14 protein-coding genes and 1 pseudogene are annotated in these 14401 nt (G+C 45.6%); 1 reads left to right on the forward strand and 14 read right to left on the reverse strand.

Features of this window, described 5'->3' with window-relative positions; genetic code table 11:
* Window positions 1–4: 4 nt before the first annotated feature.
* The 5 genes and pseudogenes from AOT13_RS16955 to rpsU form a co-directional block, all read right to left on the reverse strand.
* Window positions 5–967 (reverse strand): PhoH family protein, encoded by a 963-nt coding sequence (locus tag AOT13_RS16955; RefSeq protein WP_003249080.1) that lies wholly within the window; start codon window positions 965–967, stop codon window positions 5–7.
* 2 nt (window positions 968–969) lie between these two features.
* A pseudogene (yqfD, locus tag AOT13_RS16960) lies at window positions 970–2144 on the reverse strand (sporulation protein YqfD).
* Between the two features lie 54 nt (window positions 2145–2198).
* Window positions 2199–2483 (reverse strand): sporulation protein YqfC, encoded by a 285-nt coding sequence (gene yqfC / locus AOT13_RS16965; protein WP_003249072.1) that lies wholly within the window; start codon window positions 2481–2483, stop codon window positions 2199–2201.
* Window positions 2484–2596: 113 nt separating this feature from the next.
* Window positions 2597–3046 (reverse strand): GatB/YqeY domain-containing protein, encoded by a 450-nt coding sequence (locus AOT13_RS16970; protein ID WP_003249066.1) that lies wholly within the window; start codon window positions 3044–3046, stop codon window positions 2597–2599.
* A 14-nt stretch (window positions 3047–3060) separates the two neighbouring features.
* Window positions 3061–3234: a 30S ribosomal protein S21 gene (rpsU, locus tag AOT13_RS16975; protein WP_003249064.1), complete on the reverse strand. Its 174-nt coding sequence runs from the start codon at window positions 3232–3234 to the stop codon at window positions 3061–3063.
* Window positions 3235–3388: 154 nt separating this feature from the next.
* Between rpsU and AOT13_RS16980 the strand changes: the two genes are divergently transcribed.
* Window positions 3389–4321 (forward strand): Na/Pi symporter, encoded by a 933-nt coding sequence (locus AOT13_RS16980; protein ID WP_003249062.1) that lies wholly within the window; start codon window positions 3389–3391, stop codon window positions 4319–4321.
* On the opposite strand, the gene deoC is transcribed toward AOT13_RS16980, so the two are convergent.
* From deoC to hemW, 9 genes are all read right to left on the reverse strand, one after another.
* Window positions 4318–4989, reverse strand: a complete 672-nt coding sequence (deoC, locus tag AOT13_RS16985; RefSeq protein WP_042383497.1) for a deoxyribose-phosphate aldolase — start codon at window positions 4987–4989, stop codon at window positions 4318–4320. The two genes, AOT13_RS16980 and deoC, sit on opposite strands and share 4 nt — an antisense overlap.
* A 131-nt stretch (window positions 4990–5120) precedes the next feature.
* Complete coding sequence (gene mtaB, locus AOT13_RS16990) at window positions 5121–6476, reverse strand: tRNA (N(6)-L-threonylcarbamoyladenosine(37)-C(2))-methylthiotransferase MtaB (RefSeq protein ID WP_003249058.1); 1356 nt, start codon at window positions 6474–6476, stop codon at window positions 5121–5123.
* A gap of 11 nt (window positions 6477–6487) precedes the next feature.
* Window positions 6488–7237 (reverse strand): 16S rRNA (uracil(1498)-N(3))-methyltransferase, encoded by a 750-nt coding sequence (locus AOT13_RS16995; RefSeq protein WP_003249055.1) that lies wholly within the window; start codon window positions 7235–7237, stop codon window positions 6488–6490.
* A 15-nt stretch (window positions 7238–7252) separates the two neighbouring features.
* The gene (gene prmA, locus AOT13_RS17000) at window positions 7253–8191 is read right to left on the reverse strand and encodes a 50S ribosomal protein L11 methyltransferase (RefSeq protein WP_003249053.1); all 939 of its coding nucleotides are present in this window, start codon (window positions 8189–8191) and stop codon (window positions 7253–7255) included.
* A gap of 5 nt (window positions 8192–8196) precedes the next feature.
* Complete coding sequence (dnaJ, locus tag AOT13_RS17005; protein ID WP_003249049.1) at window positions 8197–9339, reverse strand: molecular chaperone DnaJ; 1143 nt, start codon at window positions 9337–9339, stop codon at window positions 8197–8199.
* Window positions 9340–9482: 143 nt separating this feature from the next.
* Window positions 9483–11315: a molecular chaperone DnaK gene (gene dnaK, locus AOT13_RS17010; protein ID WP_013400356.1), complete on the reverse strand. Its 1833-nt coding sequence runs from the start codon at window positions 11313–11315 to the stop codon at window positions 9483–9485.
* Window positions 11316–11340: 25 nt separating this feature from the next.
* Window positions 11341–12015, reverse strand: coding sequence for a nucleotide exchange factor GrpE (grpE, locus tag AOT13_RS17015; RefSeq protein ID WP_042383496.1), 675 nt, complete (start codon window positions 12013–12015; stop codon window positions 11341–11343).
* A 104-nt stretch (window positions 12016–12119) separates the two neighbouring features.
* The gene (gene hrcA / locus AOT13_RS17020) at window positions 12120–13154 is read right to left on the reverse strand and encodes a heat-inducible transcriptional repressor HrcA (protein WP_073519233.1); all 1035 of its coding nucleotides are present in this window, start codon (window positions 13152–13154) and stop codon (window positions 12120–12122) included.
* Between the two features lie 83 nt (window positions 13155–13237).
* Window positions 13238–14380, reverse strand: coding sequence for a radical SAM family heme chaperone HemW (gene hemW / locus AOT13_RS17025; protein ID WP_003249039.1), 1143 nt, complete (start codon window positions 14378–14380; stop codon window positions 13238–13240).
* Window positions 14381–14401 lie beyond the last annotated feature (21 nt).

A 14401-nucleotide genomic window follows, 5' to 3' on the forward strand; every position in this document is an offset into this window, starting at 1 on the left:
TTCTCTACATGCCAGCCTCTTCGTATGCTTGAATAATTTTCGCCACGAGCGGATGGCGCACGACATCCGTTTGTTCTAAAAAAACAAAGGAAACGCCACTGACCGCCCCTAATATTTCTTTTGCCACAGCAAGTCCCGATTTCACTCCTTTTGGCAAATCGACTTGCGAAATATCACCGGTAATGACCATTTTCGAACCAAAGCCTAATCTTGTTAAAAACATTTTCATCTGTGCCGGTGTCGTATTTTGCGCTTCATCTAAAATGACGAAAGCATCTTCAAGCGTTCTCCCCCGCATATACGCCAGCGGCGCAATTTCGATCGTCCCTCTCTCAATTAACCGCTGCGTATGGTCCACTCCCAATACATCGTGCAGCGCATCGTAAAGAGGACGCAAGTAAGGGTCGACTTTCTCTTTTAAATCTCCCGGCAAAAATCCTAAACTTTCTCCTGCTTCCACTGCCGGGCGGGTCAAAATAATGCGCTTCACCTGCCCGCTTTTCAAGGCGCGGACCGCCATCACCACCGCCAAATACGTTTTTCCTGTGCCGGCAGGCCCAATTCCGAAAACAAGGTCATGCTGTTTAATAGCTGTGACATAATGGCGCTGCCCCAATGTTTTTACGCGTATCGATTTTCCTTTAGCATTTTTTGTAATTTCTTCCTCATATAAACTAATCAAATAGTCGAGCGTCCCTTGTTTCGCCAATTGAATCGCATAGATCACATCCCGTTCACTTATGGCAATACCTTTCCGGATAAGGATCAGCAAATGGCGCAACAAGTCATCCACAAGCTGCACTTGTGACGGGGTGCCAGAAACGCTCACCGATTCTCCTCTTGTTACGATGGAAACTCCCAGCTCTTGTTCCATCCGTTTTAAGTGGGCATCATGAATACCGAAAAGCGCAATTGCTTCATTTGCGTTTTCCAATTGCTGACTGATGGTTACAAACTCTTCCGACATCCTCAATCTCCTTGAACTATTGGTGTGGTATCGCGATGTTTTCAATCACTTGGTAATGCAACTCTACCCTTACTTTACCATTCTCTTTCGCTTGATGCAAAACTTTTTCTCCTTTAATCATAGCATCTTCCGGCAATTTTGCCTTTAATTCTTTGCGAGCAAGTTCCTTTGCTTTTGCGAGCGCTTCTGCCCATGTATAACTGCGCTTTGCTTCTTGCGTTTCCCGAAAAACGACACGTTCATAATAAATAGGCAAGTCCCATTTCCAAAAGCGGAACGGTCTTTTCAGCCGGTCTATTTCATAATGGCGAAACGCTGGTTTTTGAAACCCCCATATTGGAAGCGAAATATTTTTCACCGCTATATAATGTTTTTCCATGTATTTTCCCGTTAATACCTGAAACGTTGCCTCCAGCGGCAGGACAACGGTAGACTTGTACCATGTTTCGCCAAAAATTTTCCCCCGCGCCAGCTGCTCTTCCTTTCCGATAATGCCTGACACTAATAATTGCCCTTTCGTCACATGATCGTTGATCGAAACAAGCGGCTGGCCTTTTTCCACAAACATATCCGTAATGACCGCCTCTTTTTTTGCCACTAAATAGCGGCCGCCGGTTTTTTTTGTCTCTTTTGGTTCATTTTTCTCCACTACTTGGAAATAAAACGTCGTCCCTCTGAGTTCCACGCCGATCCATGTAATGGTGTTAATGCGATCGATTAATTTTTTCTGAATCGTTTCTGGATCATCAATGAAAAATTGCAATGCGCCTTTTTCGACTCCCATTTGTTTTAACTCTTTCAATATGCGGTATTCCGTCTCCGGTTTAGCCCCTTTAATATCGATCCCCCAAACCATATTGGAAAGCACAAAAACGATCGCCAAGAAGAAGCAGATGCCGAGGAAAACGCCAAAATTTGTTAGCATGTTTTTGCAAAAAAACGGGAATCCCGCCTTTCCCACAAAATAAAGTTTACAATCGCTTTTTCGGGCGACAACACGCAGCCGCCTGACATCTTTTAATAAAATAAAAAACGTCGCAATATGGTCACCATGCTTTTTTACATTCCAAACCGCAATATCGTTGCGTACACATGCGTTAATCAACCGTTCCACGCCTTTCCCTTGCGCTTTCACCCTTACGCTGCCTGCCAGCAAGTTCATCCATTGGTTCTTCATCCTGTTTCCTCCTTCCGTTCCCCTGTTCCCATCATCGGTTGCAAGCTGTTAAGCTTACTCATCTATATAAATGACTTGGCTTATTTTTCCTTCGAGCAAAATTTCTTCTGGCAAAATAGTTTTTATGACAAATTGCTCACCGCGGACAAGAAGCTGTCCTTGCTTTAAAAGCAGGCGGAGTTCTTTGTCGCTAAATGTTAGCAGTCCGCGATGATTTTCGACATAAATATGTATTTGCCCAACCATCGTAATGCGGGGAAGGTCCATGATAATATCAGCGGGAAGCTCCAATTTGTCTGTCAGCCATCTTCTCATATGCTGCCGCCATTTTTTCACCATAAAAGAACCCCCTTTCATCTCATACATATGAGATGAAAAAGGGGGTTAGCACTAATTGTTGTTTCGGCCGGCAAAAACAAAGGGTGCCCGCTTTCGCGGAGCACCCGATTCCGTTATTGTGAAAGTTGTTGTTGAACAAGCTTGTTGACGAGAGAGCCATCCGCTTTTCCTTTTACCTTTGGCATGATCGCTCCCATTACTTTGCCCATATCCGCTTTTGAAGAAGCGCCTACTTCCGCAATTGTCTGCTTGACAATTTCCAAAAGCTCTTCTTCCGTCAATTGCTTTGGCATATATAATTGAACGATTTCAATTTCCGCCTTTGCTTTTTCAACAAGGTCTGTACGACCAGCATTTTCGAATTCTTGGAGGGAGTCTTTACGCTGCTTTAATTCGCGAGAAAGAACGGTTAGCTCTTCGTCTTCCGATAATTGGCTTTTGCCAAGTTTAATCGCCTCGTTTTGCAACGCCGCTTTTAACATTCGAAGGACGGAGAGTTTATCTTTTTCTTTGTTTTTCATCGCCTGCTTCATATCGTCATTTAAACGATCAAGAAGACCCATATATACACCCTCTTTTAATGCTTGCGCTTTCTAGCCGCTTCAGATTTTTTCTTCCGTCTGACGCTTGGCTTTTCATAAAATTCGCGCTTTCTGATTTCTTGCAATGTACCTGTTTTCGAAACGGCACGTTTGAAGCGACGAAGAGCGTCATCAATGGATTCGTTTTTGCGAACGATTGTTTTTGACATCCTGCTTCCCTCCCTCCGAGCAACAACCATTTCATTTATTACTATATGTGTACTTGACAATTATAATATATGCTTACACGGCAGGTCAATAAAAAAACTTGTCATTGTTCTTCCCGCCCCCCCATACAAATTAAGATGAAAGGGGGAAGGACAAGTGGTGCAATTGCTTATTTTGTTTTCCATCTATACCGTTATTTTCCTCACCGGCATGTTTATGATGAAGTCAGGACTTTATGCTTTATCAGGCCACCGCTTGCAACAGTGGCTGCTGCGTTTTACCAGTACCCCTTTGCAAGGATTTTTTACCGGGATGGTTGTTACGGCGCTTTTACAAAGCAGCTCCGCGGTGATGGTCATTACCGTCGGGCTCGTCTCTACCGGCTATCTTACCTTCCGGCAATCGATCGGCGTTATTTTAGGAAGCAACATTGGCTCCACGATCACCACCGAAATAATTACTCTTGACGTCGGGGACAGCGTGATTCCGATGCTTTTTATTGGAGCGGCTCTCGTCTGTTTCGGTTATTACCGCCCCGCTTACGGCACTGGCATGATTGTTGTCGGGCTCGCCTCTTTATTTTTCGCGATGAAAGGGTTTGGCCAGCTCGCAAAGCCGCTGTCTTCATATCCGATTGTGGATGAATGGCTGCAAAAAACAAACCTTTCGCCTTTAAGCGGAATCATGATCGGCGTAATCCTCACAGCCATTATTCATTCAAGCGCAGCAACGATCGGCATTGCGATGGGGTTTTTGAATGAACATATTCTCACGCTTCCAGCCGGCATCGCGATTTTGCTTGGCGCGAACATCGGCACATGCATCACCGGCCTTTTGGCAAGCGTCGGTTCGGCGTATGAAGCGAAATTAACCGCTTATACCCATTTATGGTTTAATGTCGTCGGGGTTATTCTTTTTTCCTTTTTTATCGATCCGCTTGCTTCCGTTGCCGCAAAGCTTAATCCTTCCCCAGACGTCCAATTAGCCCATGTCAGCGTGCTATTTAACGTCATTTGCTCCGTCGCTGCGCTGCCTTTTGTCCGGTGGATCGAATCCGCGATATTATTTTTTCATGGCAAACGTCCTTAATAATCGGAAGCGGCCGTTTTTCCCGCAACGATCGCGGCGCCGGAACTTGTCCCGATGCGCGTCGCTCCCGCTTCGACCATTGCCATTGCGCTTTTTATGTCACGAACGCCGCCAGAAGCTTTCACGCCGATGTTTTGCCCGACCGTTTTCCGCATCAGTGCGACATCTTCTGTCGTAGCGCCGCCTGTTGAAAAGCCTGTCGATGTTTTCACATAATCCGCTCCCGCTTTCACGGCAAGCTGGCAAGCGCGCACTTTTTCTTCTTCGGTAAGCAGGCATGTTTCAATAATCACTTTCACAAGCGCTTTCCCTTTTGCCGCTTCGACGACGGCGCGAATATCACGTTCGACAAGGTCATCGTTGCCATCTTTTAGCGCGCCGATGTTAATTACCATATCGACTTCTGTCGCACCATTTTCAATCGCATTTTTCGTTTCAAACGCTTTCGTTTCCGGAGTATTCGCTCCGAGCGGAAAGCCGATCACCGTGCATACTTTTACGTCCGTGCCTTTTAACAACTCGGCAGCGGTAGCCACCCATGTCGGATTGACGCAAACGGAAGCGAAGCCGTATTGTTTTGCCTCTTCGCACAGCTTCACGATTTGCGCTTTTGTTGTATCCGCTTTCAGCAGCGTATGGTCAATCATTTTTGCAATATTATTTTCCATTACGGCAAATCTCCTTTCTCTTTTGGCAATATAGAAGTCTGACATCTATCATCATACCACGATTTTAACAGAAAAACTAGTTTACAAAAATTTTTTACCGTAAACAAGAAAAACCCAGCTGCTATGCTGGGTTATGAGCTTAATTTTACGGATTGCGGGATGTCATCAGCAACAACGCGGACAAATTCCCCTTCATTATACGGATATCCGGCTTTTGTAATTTTCACTTTCACGATCTCTCCAACCATTTCCTCTGTAGCCGGGAATCTCACTTTCAAATAGTTGTCCGTATATCCGATGTACAACCCGCTTTCCAAGTTTTCTTTATCCCGCTCTTCTGGTATGACCTCGAGCACTTGCCCTTCAAACTGCGAAGCGTATTCTTTTGCGAGCTGATCGGACAGCGCAATTAAGCGGCGGACGCGATCGTGTTTTACGTCCTCATCCACTTGATTTGGCATGCGTGCAGCTGGCGTACCCGTCCGTTTCGAGTACGGGAAAACGTGAAGTTCGGAAAAACGCTGTTCACGCACAAAGTTGTATGTCTCCATAAATTCTTCTTCCGTCTCGCCCGGAAAACCAACGATCACGTCTGATGTTATCGCAAGTTCCGGGAAAACTTCGCGCAAACGCGCCAGCCGCTCCGCAAAAAATTCCGTTGTGTATTTGCGGCGCATCCGTTTTAACACCGTATTCGAACCGGATTGAAGCGGGATGTGCAAATGGCGCACAATCTTATCGGAACGGCGGAGCACGTCGATCACTTCATCGGTGATTTGGCTCGCTTCAATTGATGAAATGCGGAGCCGTTTTAAACCGACAACTTGCTCATCCAAATCGCGAAGAAGCGCTGCAAAATTGTAGTCTTTCATATCCGTTCCGTAGCCGCCTGTATGGATGCCTGTCAACACAATTTCTTTATAGCCGGCGTTGACAAGCTGCTGCGCTTGCCGGATGATTTCTTGCGGGTCGCGGGAACGCATTAAGCCGCGCGCCCATGGAATGATGCAAAACGTGCAAAAATTATTGCATCCTTCTTGAATTTTCAGCGAGGCGCGCGTCCGGTCGCTAAACTCCGGAACGTCCATTTCTTCAAACACGCGCGTTTTCATAATGTTGTGCACAGCGTTAATCGGCCGGCGTTCGCGCTGAAACTGTTCCACATATTCTAAAATTTTGCCACGGTCTTGCGTGCCGATCACAATATCCACACCCGGAATCGCCATCACTTCTGCCGGAGATGTTTGCGCGTAACATCCTGTCACGCAAACGACAGCGTCTGGATTTCTCCGGATCGCGCGGCGTATGACTTGGCGGCTTTTTTTATCGCCTGTGTTCGTCACTGTGCATGTATTGATGACATAAACATCAGCCATGCTGTCAAAATCTTTACGTTCGTAGCCAGCTTTTTTGAACAACTGCCAAATCGCTTCCGTTTCATAATGGTTTACTTTGCATCCAAGCGTATGAAATGCAACTGTTGGCATTTGCTGTCACCTCACTGTAGTTCAAATTGATACGAAGCAGCCGCCAAAAGATAAAGCGGCGCCGTTTCAGTCCGCAAAATCCGCGGCCCAAGGCTGCAGGAAAAAAAGCCATGCTGTTTAAGCAGCTCCACTTCTTCGCCGGAAAATCCGCCTTCCGGGCCAAAAACGGCCAGGAGCGATTGCCCGTGCTTCATCTGCCGCAAAATGGCAGCAAGCGTTCGATGGTTTCCTTGTTTTGCTTCTTCTTCATAAGCAAAAAGCCGGTAATCGGCGATTTTAGCAAATTCCACCAGTTCATCGATCGTCATCGGCGCGTGTATATCAGGAATTTTCCCGCGGTGTGACTGTTCCGCCGCTTCTTTTGCGATCTTTTTCCAACGTTCCAGCTTTTTATTGGCTTTTTTGGCATCCCATTTGACAATAGAGCGAGCCGCCATAAAAGGAATAAACGAAGCAGCACCAAGTTCCGTGCCTTTTTGAATCACCAGCTCCAGTTTATCTCCTTTCGGCAGCCCGTGGGCGATATAAATTTGAACCGGCAGTTCCGTTTGTTCATTTATCCATTCTTCAACACGGACAATTACACGCTCATTGGTAATTTGTTCAATCTGGCAAAGCGCCGTTTTATGGCAAGAGAGAACGCAAATTAATTTGCTTCCTTTTTCCATGCGCATGACGTGAACAATATGGTGGTAATCATCGCCTTGAATAATCAGATGGTCGTTTTCCACTTGGTCGTCTGGAACAAAATACCGTTGCAAAGCGACACCTTCTTTTCATGCTTTTCTTGCAATAAAAGCAATCCAGTCTTCCATCACGAGCGTTTCCTCAATGGTAAATCCCGCTTTTATTAATCCATCTTTTACCTCTTGCTTTTTCGCCTGGATAATTCCCGAAGTAATAAAATATCCGTTATTTTCTAGAAGGCGATAAGCATCGTCGGCAAAACGCAATATAATTTCCGCTAAAATATTGGCAACGATTACGTTTGCTCGTTCTTCAATATGGTCAAGCAAATTATTTTGCGAAACGGTGACAATATGTTGGACTTTATTTAATTTGACATTTAGCCTCGCGCTGTCAACGGCAACCGGATCTAAATCAAGCGCGCGAACTGCTTTGGCGCCAAGCATCGCTGCAGCGATACTCAAAATGCCGGAACCAGTGCCGACATCAATGACCGTATCCCCTGGCTTCACATATTTTTCGAGCGCTTGGATGCACATCACCGTCGTCGGATGTGTCCCTGTGCCAAACGCCATGCCCGGATCCAGTTCAATAATTAACTCATCGCTGGATACTGGTTCATACGTCTCCCATGTCGGAACGATCGTAAATTTTTCTGAAATTTTGACGGGATTATAATATTTTTTCCACGCGGTTGCCCACTCTTCCTCATTCACCTCGCTAATCGTAATTTTATTTTTGCCAATATCAATATCATACAATAATAAATTGTTAATCGCTTGTTTAATCTCTTCCACCGTCTCGCCAAGAAAGCTGTTAACAGGCAAATACGCCTTAATAATGACTCCTTCTTCTGGATAATCATCTGGATTTAATTCATAAACTTCCCCGAACGATGCATCACGTTCCTTTGTTAAATCGTACGGATCCTCGATCACCACTCCGCCAGCGCCTGCTTCATGCAAAATATTCGAAATTGCCTCAACCGCCTCATGCGTCGTATGAATGCTGATTTCTGACCATTTCATAAAATTCATGATTCCCCTTTAAACGCTTTTTTTACTTTTTCAAAAAAGCGGCCGTGTGGTCCTTGATGCATGCTTGAACCGCCTAATTGATCAAATTCGCGCAACAATTGCTTCTGCTTTTCCGTCAGTTTTGTCGGTGTCACAACACGGACAATCACATGCTGGTCGCCATAGCCGTAGCCGCGGACATTCGGCACTCCCTTTCCTTTCAAGCGGAATTTTGTGCCTGTTTGCGTGCCTGCCGGTATTTTCAGTCTCACTTTTCCATGAAGTGTCGGCACTTCAATTTCGTCGCCAAGCGCAGCTTGAGCAAATGTAAGCGGGATTTCACAATAAATGTCGTCGCCATCGCGCTCAAAAAATTCATGCGGCTCTACGTGGAAAACGATATATAAATCCCCCGGAGGCCCGCCGTTAATGCCCGGTTCTCCTTGGCCAGCGACACGTAATTGCTGACCATCATCGATTCCAGCCGGAATTTTCACATGGATTTTTTTCCGCCGTTTTACGCGGCCAGTGCCGCCGCATGTTGTGCATCTTTCCTTAATGTATTGCCCGGTTCCGCCGCAATATGGGCATGTGCGGCGATTGACGATGCGGCCAAACGGTGTCGATTGCTCTGTGCTGATTTGCCCTGTTCCATGGCAATATGAACATGTTTCTTTTTTCGTGCCTGGCTTAGCTCCTGTGCCATGGCAAGTATTGCATGTTTCTTCCCTTGGAATTTCAATATCCGTTTCTTTGCCGAATACCGCCTCTTCAAACGTCAATGTCATCGTATATTGCAAATCGGCGCCAGCTCTTGGCGCATTTGGATCACGCCGGCGCCCGCCGCCAAAAAAGGTGCTGAAAATATCATCGAAGCCACTGAAACCGCTGAAACCGCCAAAGTCAAAATCATCGCTGCGAAACCCGCCGAAACCTTGGTTCGGATCCGCATGCCCAAACTGATCGTAATGCGCCCGCTTTTGGTCATCGCTTAGCACTTCGTACGCTTCTTTAATTTCTTTGAACTTTTCTGCCGCATCCGGTTCTTTATTAATATCTGGATGATATTTTTTCGAAAGTTTCCGATACGCTTTTTTTATCTCTTCTTTTGTCGCGTTTTTGCTAACTCCGAGAATTTCATAATAATCTCGTTTCGCCATAATCATCATCCACTCCCGATCACTCACATAAGGGTAATTTTATCACTTATTTCTTTTTCATTGCAATAAATTTAACCGCCATCTCCCTATTAGAAAAAAAGTCAAAGCCAAGACAGGCCTGACTTTGACTTTTTCCTGAATTATTATTTGTTGTCGTCTTTCACTTCTTCGAATTCCGCATCGACAACATTATCGTCTTTTTTCGCAGCGTCGCCGGCTCCCGTCTGTTGTTGGGCTTGCGCTTGTTTTGCTGCTTGTTCGTACAGCTTAACGGAAAGCTGCTGCACGATTTCCTGAAGCGCTTCTTTCTTTTTGCGAATGTCATCGATGTCGTTTTTCTCAAGCGCCGCTTTTAACGCGTCTTTTGCTTCGCGCGCTTTTTTCACTTCCGCTTCGTCTACTTTTCCTTCCACTTCTTTCAACGTTTTTTCCGTTGTGAACACTAAGTGATCCGCTTCATTGCGGAGTTCTGCCGCTTCTTTCCGTTTTCTGTCCGCTTCGGCATTTTCTTCCGCTTCTTTAATCATGCGCTGGATTTCTTCTTCGGAAAGACCTGATGACGATTTTATCGTTATCGATTGCTCTTTGTTTGTCCCTAAATCTTTTGCGCGGACATGAACAATACCGTTGGCGTCGATATCAAATGTTACTTCGATTTGTGGTACGCCGCGCGGTGCCGGCGGAATATCGGTTAATTGGAAACGGCCGAGCGTTTTGTTGTCGGCTGCCATCGGACGTTCGCCTTGCAGTACATGAATATCGACCGTCGTCTGGTTATCCGCCGCGGTAGTGAAAATTTGCGATTTGCTTGTCGGAATCGTCGTGTTGCGTTCAATTAATTTTGTGAACACGCCGCCCATTGTTTCAATGCCAAGCGACAGCGGAGTGACGTCAAGCAGAACAACATCTTTCACTTCTCCAGCGATCACACCGCCTTGGATCGCCGCGCCAATCGCTACAACTTCATCCGGGTTAACCCCTTTATGCGGCTCTTTTCCAAGCTCACGTTTAATCGCTTCCTGCACAGCCGGAATGCGTGTCGAACCGCCGACAAGGATCACTTTGTCGATATCGGCAGGAGTCAAGCCCGCATCTTGCAACGCCTGGCGGACCGGTCCCATTGTCCGTTCAACAAGATGGGCAGACAGCTCTTCAAATTTCGCTCTTGTTAATGTTGTTTCAATGTGCAGCGGCCCTGTTTCGTTCGCGCTGATAAACGGCAGCGAAATTTGCGTTTGCGTTACGCCAGAAAGTTCTTTTTTCGCCTTTTCCGCAGCGTCTTTAAGACGTTGCAGCGCCATTTTGTCTTTGGATAAATCAATGCCGTGTTCTTGTTTGAATTGTTCCACTAAGTAGTCGATAATCACTTGGTCGAAGTCATCCCCGCCAAGATGGTTATCGCCGGCCGTCGCTTTTACTTCAAACACGCCGTCGCCAAGCTCAAGAATCGATACGTCAAACGTACCGCCTCCCAAGTCATAAACGAGGATCGTTTGATCTTCTTCTTTATCCAAACCGTACGCAAGCGCAGCGGCTGTCGGCTCGTTAATGATGCGCTCTACTTGTAAACCGGCGATACGTCCAGCGTCTTTTGTTGCTTGACGTTGCGCATCATTAAAGTAAGCTGGAACGGTAATAACCGCTCTTGTCACCGGCTCGCCCAAATAGTCTTCCGCATACGATTTTAAGTATTGTAAAATAATCGCAGAAATTTCTTGCGGCGTATATTTTTTGCCTTCGATCTCTACTTTATAGTCCGTTCCCATATGGCGTTTAATCGAAATGATCGTGTTTGGGTTTGTGATTGCTTGGCGTTTCGCGACTTCCCCGACTAGACGTTCCCCGTTTTTAAACGCCACAACAGAAGGAGTTGTCCGGCTTCCTTCCGGGTTTGGAATTACTTTTGGCTCACCGCCCTCAAGGACAGCGACGCATGAGTTGGTTGTTCCTAAGTCAATCCCGATAATTTTACTCATATCAATATCACCCTCCTATAACGCGTTATTGGCTCACTTTGACCATTGCTGGACGAATGACGCGATCTTTTAGCTTATAGCCTTTTTGCAGCTCTTCCACAACCGTGTTCGGCTCATAGTTGCTGTCTTCCACTTGCATCACCGCCTGATGCAAATGCGGGTCGAACGGTTTGCCGACCGCTTCGATCGCTTCGACTCCTTCTTTTTTCAGCGCGTCCAATACGGAACGGTACACCATTTCCATTCCTTGCAAAATCGATTTGGCTTGTTCGTCTTCCGCCTTTATTTTTAACGCGCGTTCAAAGTTGTCCAAAACAGGCAAAAGATCGCTAACTAAGCTCTGGGCGCGGTATTTTTCTGCCGCTTCCATTTCTCGTCGCGTGCGGCGGCGGAAATTTTCAAAATCAGCATATAAACGAAGATAGCGGTTTTCCATCTCTTTTATTTTCGCTTCCAATTCGGCAATTTTGGCGTTTGCCGCCGCCAATTCTTCGTTTTGTTCTTCTTTCGCTTTTTCCGGATCGCCTATTTCATCTTTTTGCGCATCCTGCCGGCCGTTTTCTTCCCGGACCTTTTCCTGCTCTTCTGGCGCGTTTTTCTCCTGATGCTCATTCTCCTTTAGTTCCTCTTGCCGCTCTGCATTTGGCGACTCCTGTTCGTATGTAGCTTGTTCTTGCGCCACATCGCGTTCTTTCTCCATCGGTTTCACCTCCCTTTAAAGCAGTGTATGTATGTATAATGTATAAATAGTCACAAGGAAAGGATGGATTGTAACCATCCATCCATTATCCAATATGACCAATGTTAATTGTTTTGATACCATTTGGTCAACACGGTCGATAAATCGGAAGCGACTCGGTTTAAGATGGTAATGACGCGGGAATATTCCATCCGCGTCGGGCCAAGGATGGCAATCGTCCCGAGCTGCTCTTTGCCGATTGAATACGTAGCGGTAATAAGGCTGCAGTTTTCCATTCCGCTTAGCTGATTTTCCCGCCCGATCGTTACTTGAATTCCTTTTCGGTTATGTTTGCGCAACAACCGATAAAAATCTTTTTCTTGCTCTATCATTTTCATTAGTGAACGGACTTTTTGAATATCGCTAAATTCAGGCTGGTTTAACATATTCGTTTTCCCGGCAAAAAACATTTTCTCTTCTTGCGGGATGTCCAGCGTATCAGCAATGGTTTTCAACATGCTGTCATAGTTATGAATATGCATGCGCAAAACGTCCGCCACTTCTTTATAAATTTTATCTTTTAAATCTATAAGCGGAACGCCGATCAACCGTTCGTTTAAAATATTGACCATTTTTTCTAGGTCAGAAGGGTCTACGGAAGCAGGAACAGTAATTACATGGTTTTCGACATGGCCTGTGTCAGTCACAATAATCGCAACAGCCGTTTGCTTATTCAGCGGAATGATTTGAATCCGCTTCAGCTTATTGTCTTTCACGGCAGGCCCAAGGGCGATCGACGTATAATTCGTTAAATCAGATAAAATTTGCGCCGATTTTTGCACGACTTTCTCCAGTTCATAAATCCGTTCAGCAAAAATAGATTTGATTTTTTGAATGTCTTCCTGCGTCAAACGCTGCGGGGACAACAAATGGTCGACATAATAGCGATAACCTTTTTCTGACGGCACTCTGCCCGATGAAACATGTGTTTTTTCGATATATCCAAGCTCTTCTAAATCAGCCATTTCATTGCGGATCGTCGCCGAGCTCAAAGAAATTTCATGTTTTTTTGACAACGCCCGCGAACCGACAGGCTGCCCTGAACGAATAAAATCATCAATGATGACTTGCAAAATAAGCAGTTGGCGATCCGTTAACACGCTTATCACCTCTGTTAGCACTCAAACCACCCGAGTGCTAAATCTATTATTAAAGTATCAAATCCATATGCCAATGTCAATGTTTAGATTCCGCCGATAAACGCTTGAAACACCTCATTGCCAAGCAGTTTTCCGCGTTGGGTCAATCGGATATGCGTTTCCGTTTCTTCAAGCAGCCCTTTTTGTTTTTCTCTAGCAACCGCCTGCCCAAACACATCGGGAATGCTCATCCCAAACTTTTCGAAAAAGCGCTGCTTCGATACCCCTTCCGTTTTCCTTAACCCTAAAAACATCTCTTCTTCCATTTGTTCCGATTTCGTTACATGATGGACTTCCAAATACGGAAAACCGGTTTCTTCAACTTTCGCAATATACTTTTTGATCGGTCGGACATTGGCGCGGCGGACGCCGCCAACGTAGCTGTGGGCGCCGGCACCAATTCCATAATATTCTTCATTATTCCAATACGTTAAATTATGGCGGCTTTGAAAACCGGGGCGGGCATAATTGCTTATTTCATATTGATGATAATCGTGCATTTCCATTTGCCGCATCGCTTCTTCATACATTTTCGCCTCTTCTTCCTCGCTTGGCAGCAGCAATTTTCCTTTTCTCATTAAATTGTAAAAAACCGTTTTTGGCTCAATAATGAGCGAATAAGCGGAAATATGTTGAACATCAAGGGAAAAGGCGATCTCCAAATCGGTTAGGAACTGTGCCACCGTTTGTCGCGGCAGCCCGTACATTAAATCAATGCTAATGTTTTCAAAGCCGATTTCTTTTGCCAGCGCAATCGTTTTAATGACATCTTCATAACGGTGAGTCCGCCCGATCGCCTTTAATAATGCATCGTCAAATGTTTGCACGCCGAAACTTAAGCGATTGACCCCTGCTTCTTTTAATAACTGCAGTTTTTCTTTGGAAAGTTCGTTCGGGTTTGCTTCAAACGTAAACTCGACTTCAGCGGCAGAAAAGCGAAAATGTTTATAAATGCTTTGCAGGAAAAAATCAAGCTGTTTCATTTCTAAAACCGTCGGCGTTCCCCCGCCGACAAACAGCGTATCAAGCCGATCGGCCGGAAATGCTTCCATCGTCCGCTTCATTTCCTTTTCCATCGCTTGCAAATATTCATCGACAGGCTGCCCGTGAAAAAACACTTTATTAAAATCGCAGTAATAACATATTTGTGCACAAAACGGAATATGGAAATACGCTGATTTTGCCACGGCATCCATTCCTTTCCGAAA

It is taken from the genome of Parageobacillus thermoglucosidasius (assembly GCF_001295365.1).
Taxonomy (GTDB): Bacteria; Bacillota; Bacilli; order Bacillales; family Anoxybacillaceae; genus Parageobacillus; species Parageobacillus thermoglucosidasius.